Below are 6,883 nucleotides of genomic sequence, written 5' to 3'. Positions count from 1 at the left end.
TCGCTCCCCCTCGTTCGCCTTCCTCCCCCTCCGCCGCTGTTCCGTTTGCCCCCCTCCCACCCCCCTGCCCCCCGCTGGTTCGCCCCGCGGCTGCTCGCGGTGTTCGTGTTCCCCGCTTTTACGCGCGACGGCTTCGTCCACCATCCGTCGTTCAAGGGGCTACGGGAAGACAAGGACCCGCACGAGGTCCATCTCGATTAAGCAAACACATGACTTCTTGCGCCTGGTGAGCTTCGAACCATGGCGATCGAGGGCGCATGCGTCAGCGGGGTAGCGCTCGAGCGTTCGACCCGGACAATGGGCCCCCGTCGCGCTATCGCGACTTAGCGAAAAACGGCGTTCAGCTTTCGATTAGTTCTTCTTTCCTCGGCTTCGTCATCGTCGCCCTCCGAGCCTGGTTGCTGCAAAATGGGTCAGCGGCGGGGAAATCCGCAGGTTCTGGCCTTGCCGACACGACACGCGCTTGACAGCCCAGGTCTGGTAGCGGAGCGGACGCAACAGCGCTCTCTAAGAACAACAGAAGTAGCTTTGATCATGCCCACCATTACCCGGCGTCAGCTTCACGTGCTCGTCTGGAGCGAACCGCTTGAGGTAGTGTCTCGCAGCCTCGGCTTCCCGGTAGCCCGCCTTCGAAGCCTTTGCCGCAGTAACGACATCGATCTCCCGCCACCTGGGTATTGGGCGAAGGTGGCGGCCGGAGCCCCTGCGAAGCGCCGAACTCTGAGGACCGATGTCCTGAGTGCCGAGGAGATCGTCTCTACTGTCTCGAACTCCTTGCCGCGCACCTCTCTTGAGCGGGCAGAGGAAGTCCATTCAAGCCAGCCGGTCAACGACCCGCCTCCGGTGGCGCCCGACTTCAAGCCGACGACTGCCCTTGCTAGAGAGGTGATGCGCGCGAAGAAGTCCTATGACGGGATGTTGCGGCTGAAGTCTGATGGGCTCGAGCTCAAGATCAGCCCGTCTGAGCGCCTGAGGAGCGCAGCCCTGATCGAGGCTCTGGTGCTGGCCGGAGCTGAGGCCGGCTGGAGTGTCGGCGACACAGTCAGCGTTGACGGCGAGGTCCTGGTCCTCGAGCTGCGTGAGCGCACGACCGCACCGGTGACTACAGCGTCGTATGTCCTGCGGTCGGACTATGTCGGCACGGGCGATCTCGTTCTGTCGGTGTCAAACGGGAAATACACAGGTGTGCGGCACAACTGGTCCGATACGCGGCGAAGCCGCATCGAGGCCCGGCTCCCCAGGATCGTCGATGACTTCAGCGCTATGTCGGCAGCCTTGAAAGAACGACGCCGAGAGCGCGAGGAGCAGGAGCGCCGTTGGGCCGAGCAGGAGCGCATCCGCAAGGAGGAACGCCGACTAGCCGAAGTCGAACGCGTCCGCGGCGCCATCCTTCGTGAGCAGGCCGACGCCTTCGATCTCGCACAGCGGCTTAGGCAGTATGTAGAGGCCGTGAAGGTCAGGACGGCCGCTGCAGACGAGGTAGATGAGAGGTCGGTGGCCTGGATCCAATGGGCCGAGCGACACGTCGCGGACCTCGACCCCTTACATCACGCGGGCCCCGTGCTCGTAAGCGAGGAAGAGGCCGGCGCGATGTCCTGGCAGTATCGACAGCCACCACCCGGCTACTAGTTGGAGGCTGCTACCTAGGCTCAACGTCCCGACGTAAGCGATTGGGCATCTCAGAGTGACAGTTCGGTGGAATAGTCGATGTATATCTCGCCGATCTTCTTCCCGGCACCATCCAGCACATCGTGAAAGCCGTCATCGAACTCATTGCGTTCAAGGCGTTCAGCCAGCCTGCGGAGAGCATCGGCCGCCCATTTGTTCGAGACGGCCAGGCTTGGGGCCGGGAAATCCAGCTCCACATCACACTTCAAACGCGTGTTGTCGTCTTCCACCGTTGCACTCCCATGGTCTGCGCTGACGATCTTCTACGAGCCAGAGTCGTGCACTCTGCTCAACCTGCCTACTCGTCTAGTGCCGGGCGAGACGTCCGACGACTACCGTTGCCGGACGAAGCGCGACCGTGAGCGCCCCTATCGCGGCTCACCAGTGGGCGGAGTCGTTGAGGCCTATGTCGCCGCTGCCAAACATCGTCAGCTGAATCTGTAGCGCCCGAACCTCACAATCCGGGCCCCTTTATTTTGTTGGCCGCCACGTTGCAGGTTGGACAAATCAGGAACGCCGGGTGGCGCGCTAAGTAAGTGCTGCCGGAGTCGTTGCCAAGGGTGCGACAACGTAACCATCGGACTTGTCCACGTTATCCACAGGTTCCACAGCTTGTGTCATTGACCCCGGAAAGCCCGGTTGGGGCGAATCGCGAACACCAGATATTGTGTGTGCGTGGGCAGGCAATGGTGCCTTCTCCACATGGAGACCCGGCTAAAATGGCAGGTCGCAAAACGCACGATGGCTACCGCGATGGCGGCAATGGCCAGTTCATTACAAAGAAGGAGGCGGCCACCCGGCCGCCGGCAGAGGTGATCAAGGAGCGCATCCCGAATCCGGGTCGCGGCGACACCAAGAAGTAGGTGACGCAATCACCGTGAGGCCGGGCACATGCACCCGGCCTCACAATGAGCCGTCGAAGAGGGTGCCAGATGGATCGAGAGACGTATCTCGAACACCGCAAGAGCTTGGTGCAACTTGGCGTGGCGCAAATCGCCAGCTACGACAAAACCCTGCTGTTGCTCTCCACGGGAGCGCTTGGCGCCTCGGCACTATTTGTCGACACCTTCGTGGGTGACGGGGCCATGAATTCGCAGTCGCTACTGGCAGCCTCATGGGCGTTGTTCACTGCAACCATGCTCGCCAACCTTCTGTCCTACCTAAGCAGCTGGTATGATATGGACATTGAAAGGCGCGAACTCGACTCGAAGTATGACGCCCAAGACTTCACTCGCGAGCACAAAAATCCTGCGCGGGTAGCCACTCAGTGGTTGAATATCGCCGCCTTCCTGACTTTTTCGGTGGCCATGATATTGCTGCTCACGTTCTGTTTCTCAAACATCCATTGAAAGAGAGCCAAATGGCCACCAGCCGACCGCCGATCTATATCCCCGATGGCGCACCGTCACACACGATGCCGCGCCCCACCCCAGGCGTAGGTGTCCCCAGTGCGCCGCCGCCGTCGCCGCAACCTCCGGTGAGAAGATGACGAAGGATAGCAAAGACACAAGCACGGTCCGCATTGAGACACGACCGGCACCCGACTACTCAACACACGGTGCGATTAGCGCATCACCGCCAGTGGACAAACCGAAACCGCGGAAATAGCGCGAACTTGAGCAGGGCCGCGTTTAGGCGGTTGAGAAGGGGCGAGTGGACCTACAGAAGCTAGTTGCGGACATCGGAGCGGTGATGCTCGATGCCGACACTCTCGGATGGCTGGCGTGGGGGGGCACCGCTCTCACACTTCTAGGCCTTTCGATTACCTTTGCCCAAGCAGCAAAGGCCAGTAGCGCCGCAAAGGCTGCTTCCGACGCGGTGAGGCGCCTGTCCCTCAGCGTCGAAACAGCAAACTTGGCGTATTCTTCCGCCCAAATGAACGTCGTCGTCGTGGCCATCCAGGCCGGTCAGTTTGGTGTCGCCCAGGCACTTTTCTCTACCTTGAAGCGAGCGTTCCGCTTGAAGATTCACGAGACGGGCTTTCCTGAGGAAGAGCGTTCACAGGTCGAGCGGATAATTGCGCTAATCGACAACCAACTGCTCGCTGGGAGTGCTGGTCAGCCACACAATGGCACGAAGTTGTATCGTGCAATGGATGGTCTACTGGCCATGGTCACGCGGTGGGAAAGCAGAGCGGCATCCAAGCACAATGAGGTCATAAAGTGAGCACCATCGAGGACCTGATCCCAAAGATACTGACCTCCACGGAGGCCCATCAACTGAAATGGGCTCAGGTGAAATTAGGGTCAGGCTTCGAGTTTAATATCGAAGAAAACACCGTGACGGTGTGGGAATGGTTTGACCAAGATTCCTCGACCAGTGGGTATTCAATAGCCCTGAAGCGCTCAGACGGCGTAACGCTCGATAGCTATGTTGCTGACGAGTATGGCCCGCAATATCGCGATCTAGTGAAAATCTATCGTGCCGCCCGGCGCCAGGCCCTTGGAGTGGATTCCGTCATAGACGCCATCGGGCGCGCGCTAGATGAGCTTCCGCCGTTCTGAGCGATCGAAGGTCTAGTAAGATGTGGCCTCGATCAGCTCAACGCGGTCCGCAAAAGGTGCCCGTGCTATCTGTCGTAGCTGAACAGGGATTCGACAGATGACATTCGACCTCAACGTTGCTGCTCGCAAGGTCCGCGAGCTGGCGGTGCGTCGGTTTTGGACCACGCCGCAACAGCGCTGGACTACTGGTTTCGCCATCGGCGGCTTGGTGCTGGCATCGCTTGTGATGCCGCCGTTCGGCGTAGCAGTTTTTGGAGGCGCGTTCGCCGGTTGGGGGCTGGCAGTGGTGTTGGTCGCCGTCTTTAGCGGACTGGTGGGCAACCGCATCGGCATCGGGCGCGAGAAGGCTGAGATCGCGAAGCGGGCCAAGTCGAGAGAGTGAGCGCCCTAAGCCAGGCCAGAGGCCTAAGTAGGTGGCGCGGGCGGTGATGAAGAGGCAGCTCTCGCATCGTTCCACCGACAGGCCACCGACAGGGTTAGCAGAACAAACCGAGATTATTGGGCTCTATCTTGTCGCAAGAAACCCGGAAACACTGGGTTCCCGTCTGCGCGGTCTGCTTCGGGAGCAGGGGGTCGAGTGTTCGAATCACTCTACTCCGACCAATCAACCCCGGTGCCTCACGGCGCCGGGGTTTTTCGTTGGCGGCAGGCAATCCGCAGCTAGCGTGTTCCTCGACCCGTCGTTAGGTCCGCTTAGCGCCAAAAGGGGGCTTACGTTCGGTCTCGCTCACAGGGCCCCTGCCTGCCTGCTGATCCAGTGGGCGAATGATCGGACGAAGCCTGAAAGGAACGTGCGGGTTGCCTCGTTCGTCACCGCAAAACTGTCGTCGATCAAGCCAGGCTTCAGCTGCAGGTAGACCTCTGGCTGCGGCATGGTTCGGAGATCCAAGGCGGGCAGAATGCTGCGCAGGTGCGATTGCGCCACGGCGGTGCCGAGCATGCCGGGAGACCCACCCAAGATGGCCGCTGGTTTTCCACGCCACGCATTCTCGGTCAAGGGTCGGGAGCCCCAGTCAATGGCGTTCTTAAGGACCCCCGGTATCGACCGATTATACTCTGGGGTGACGAAAAGCACGGCATCGGAACTAAGGAGCTCCTGTTTGAAGGTGACAACCGCTGAGGGAGGGTTCTCCCATAGATCATTGTTGTAGAGCGGCAGCTCGCCGATCTGCAGATACCGGCAGTGCATGGACGCGCCCATCAGCTTTTCGATGGCTCGCGCCAGTCGCAAGTTGAGCGAGTCATGCCTGAGGCTGCCAACCACAACGGCGATAGTGGGCGTGTCCATATAGACCTCCAAGCAAGGCGATCGGGATCACGGAAGGGGGGCCGGTATCTATCCCGGCCCCCTGGCATTTCAATCACTGCGCGCGGCGGCCGCTTCCTCGATCAGGGCGGCCACCTCTGCGGGGTGCGAGATCAGCAGCGCATGCGAGCCGCCCTTGATCTCGACCGCTTTCACCGCGCCCGACCGCTCCGCCTGCCAGGCGTGAACGGCAGCCGGAATGACGAGATCGTCAGAACCCCAGATCGACCAGGTGGGAATTGATTTCCAGGCTGCTGCCGTCGCCGGCTCGGTTCCCGCCGCCAGCGTGAGCGGCCGCTGGGTTTCGGCCATGAACGTCGCCAGTTCGCTCGGGACGTCCGCGGCAAAGGCGGCGTTGAACTTGTCGGGTTGCAAGTAGAGATCCTGTCCGCCATCAGGCAGAGCCACCTGCCAGAGCGACTCGCCGACCACGCTTCCGGGGAATTTCGCCGACAGCGGGAAGGCCGCCTCCCCGACATCCGGCATGAAACCGTCCACAAACACCAATGCCTTGACGTTGGCCTGGCCATCGGCGGCCTGACTGATCACCATGCCCCCGTAGGAATGGGCGACGAGGACCACGTCTCCTTCGATCGCCTTCAGCAGTGATGAAACCGACGCCGCATCACCCGATAGCGTGCGCAGGTGATTGGCCGGCGCGATGGTGCGGTAGCCGTCCTTGTTCAGTTTGCTGATCACGCCCTTCCAGCCCGAGGCATCGGCAAAGGCTCCATGGACCAGGACGATTGTTGGCTTGGCGCTATCCTGGGCGGCAGCGCCGGACGCTACGCCGATGGCGGCTGCGACCGCCAAGAGTGCGAGTGACTTGTGCATGGCATTCTCCAATTCCGGCCCGATGTGGCCGTATGGACAGCATGGCGATTGGCCGTGAACCAGCCATTGGCCGCGAGGGGCGCAGCGCTGATCCTGAGGGCACGTTGCCCTGTCCGTAGGTTGACCGGCTGCCTGCCGATGGCAGCGCCGGCTAATACCTCGCACATGCGGAGCGCAGCGCCGCATGCGCGGTAGGCTTCGATACACACCCTTGGGAGTGCCACGCGATACCAAGGGAGGAGTGCGTTGGCTGGAGGAACAGTAGCCGCCGGTGGCAGGTCGGTCAGAATTGGCGATCATCTCGTCGGAGACGGTCACATGCTAACGAAACTTGCTTCTGCACTCGCGTTCGTCATGCTGTTTGCGCTGACCCTGGACGTTGCGCTGTCCCTGGTGCCGGGGGCTACCGCGGGCGACTGGCCGGGCCTTCGTCGCGCGGTCGACGACATGGCCGGCGACCCGTACACCATTCGCCAGTATCTCGAGTATCTACACAGCGTAATGGCAAAATACCCATGAGCCCAAAACCTTCGGGCGTCCCGGCACCACGGCGCCCGTCGTGACATCCCAC

Annotated in this window: 11 protein-coding genes; 8 read left to right on the top strand and 3 right to left on the bottom strand. The window is 61.2% G+C overall.

The window, feature by feature from the left end; all coding sequences use genetic code 11:
- Positions 1–201, top strand: a 201-nt coding sequence (locus VW23_RS29345) for an ATP dependent DNA ligase (RefSeq protein WP_483088803.1), incomplete at its 5' end; no start/stop codon positions are given.
- Positions 202–534: 333 nt separating this feature from the next.
- Entirely contained in the window at positions 535–1,629 is a 1,095-nt protein-coding gene (locus VW23_RS27130; protein WP_141728520.1) for a hypothetical protein, read from the top strand.
- 50 nt (positions 1,630–1,679) lie between these two features.
- Here VW23_RS27130 and VW23_RS27125 read toward each other — a convergent pair whose 3' ends face one another.
- The gene (locus VW23_RS27125) at positions 1,680–1,898 is read right to left on the bottom strand and encodes a hypothetical protein (protein ID WP_141728519.1); all 219 of its coding nucleotides are present in this window, start codon (positions 1,896–1,898) and stop codon (positions 1,680–1,682) included.
- Positions 1,899–2,387: 489 nt separating this feature from the next.
- Here VW23_RS27125 and VW23_RS29235 point away from each other — a divergent pair, with 489 nt between their 5' ends.
- From VW23_RS29235 to VW23_RS27105, 5 genes are all read left to right on the top strand, one after another.
- On the top strand, positions 2,388–2,531 hold the full coding sequence (locus VW23_RS29235; protein ID WP_176730504.1) for a hypothetical protein: 144 nt from the start codon (positions 2,388–2,390) through the stop codon (positions 2,529–2,531).
- Between the two features lie 69 nt (positions 2,532–2,600).
- Positions 2,601–3,017, top strand: coding sequence for a hypothetical protein (locus VW23_RS27120; RefSeq protein ID WP_069912588.1), 417 nt, complete (start codon positions 2,601–2,603; stop codon positions 3,015–3,017).
- Between the two features lie 304 nt (positions 3,018–3,321).
- Positions 3,322–3,834: a hypothetical protein gene (locus tag VW23_RS27115; RefSeq protein ID WP_069912587.1), complete on the top strand. Its 513-nt coding sequence runs from the start codon at positions 3,322–3,324 to the stop codon at positions 3,832–3,834.
- Positions 3,831–4,172 carry a hypothetical protein gene (locus VW23_RS27110; RefSeq protein WP_069912586.1) on the top strand — a complete coding sequence of 114 codons (342 nt, stop codon included), beginning with the start codon at positions 3,831–3,833 and terminating at the stop codon, positions 4,170–4,172. The genes VW23_RS27115 and VW23_RS27110 overlap by 4 nt, the downstream gene beginning before the upstream one ends.
- A gap of 97 nt (positions 4,173–4,269) precedes the next feature.
- Positions 4,270–4,554 carry a hypothetical protein gene (locus VW23_RS27105; protein ID WP_069912585.1) on the top strand — a complete coding sequence of 95 codons (285 nt, stop codon included), beginning with the start codon at positions 4,270–4,272 and terminating at the stop codon, positions 4,552–4,554.
- Positions 4,555–4,899: 345 nt separating this feature from the next.
- Here the strand turns inward: VW23_RS27105 and VW23_RS27100 are convergent, their stop codons facing one another.
- Positions 4,900–5,460, bottom strand: a complete 561-nt coding sequence (locus tag VW23_RS27100; protein ID WP_069912584.1) for an NADPH-dependent FMN reductase — start codon at positions 5,458–5,460, stop codon at positions 4,900–4,902.
- 69 nt (positions 5,461–5,529) lie between these two features.
- Entirely contained in the window at positions 5,530–6,324 is a 795-nt protein-coding gene (locus VW23_RS27095) for an alpha/beta fold hydrolase (protein ID WP_342029941.1), read from the bottom strand.
- Between the two features lie 306 nt (positions 6,325–6,630).
- Here VW23_RS27095 and VW23_RS27090 point away from each other — a divergent pair, with 306 nt between their 5' ends.
- On the top strand, positions 6,631–6,831 hold the full coding sequence (locus VW23_RS27090) for a hypothetical protein (protein WP_069912582.1): 201 nt from the start codon (positions 6,631–6,633) through the stop codon (positions 6,829–6,831).
- The last annotated feature ends 52 nt before the right edge of the window (positions 6,832–6,883 follow it).

It is taken from the genome of Devosia insulae DS-56 (genome assembly GCF_000970465.2).
Classification (GTDB): Bacteria; Pseudomonadota; Alphaproteobacteria; order Rhizobiales; family Devosiaceae; genus Devosia_A; species Devosia_A insulae.
Note: the sequence above shows the minus strand (reverse complement) of the source record. Positions and strands in the feature narration are given on the sequence as shown.

Coding starts and splice junctions, on each gene's coding strand:
- VW23_RS27130 (WP_141728520.1), top strand. CDS start 535: ATGCCCACCATTACCCGGCGTCAGCTTCACGTGCTCGTCTGGAGCGAA.
- VW23_RS29235 (WP_176730504.1), top strand. CDS start 2,388: ATGGCAGGTCGCAAAACGCACGATGGCTACCGCGATGGCGGCAATGGC.
- VW23_RS27120 (WP_069912588.1), top strand. CDS start 2,601: ATGGATCGAGAGACGTATCTCGAACACCGCAAGAGCTTGGTGCAACTT.
- VW23_RS27105 (WP_069912585.1), top strand. CDS start 4,270: ATGACATTCGACCTCAACGTTGCTGCTCGCAAGGTCCGCGAGCTGGCG.
- VW23_RS27100 (WP_069912584.1), bottom strand. CDS start 5,460: ATGGACACGCCCACTATCGCCGTTGTGGTTGGCAGCCTCAGGCATGAC.
- VW23_RS27090 (WP_069912582.1), top strand. CDS start 6,631: ATGCTAACGAAACTTGCTTCTGCACTCGCGTTCGTCATGCTGTTTGCG.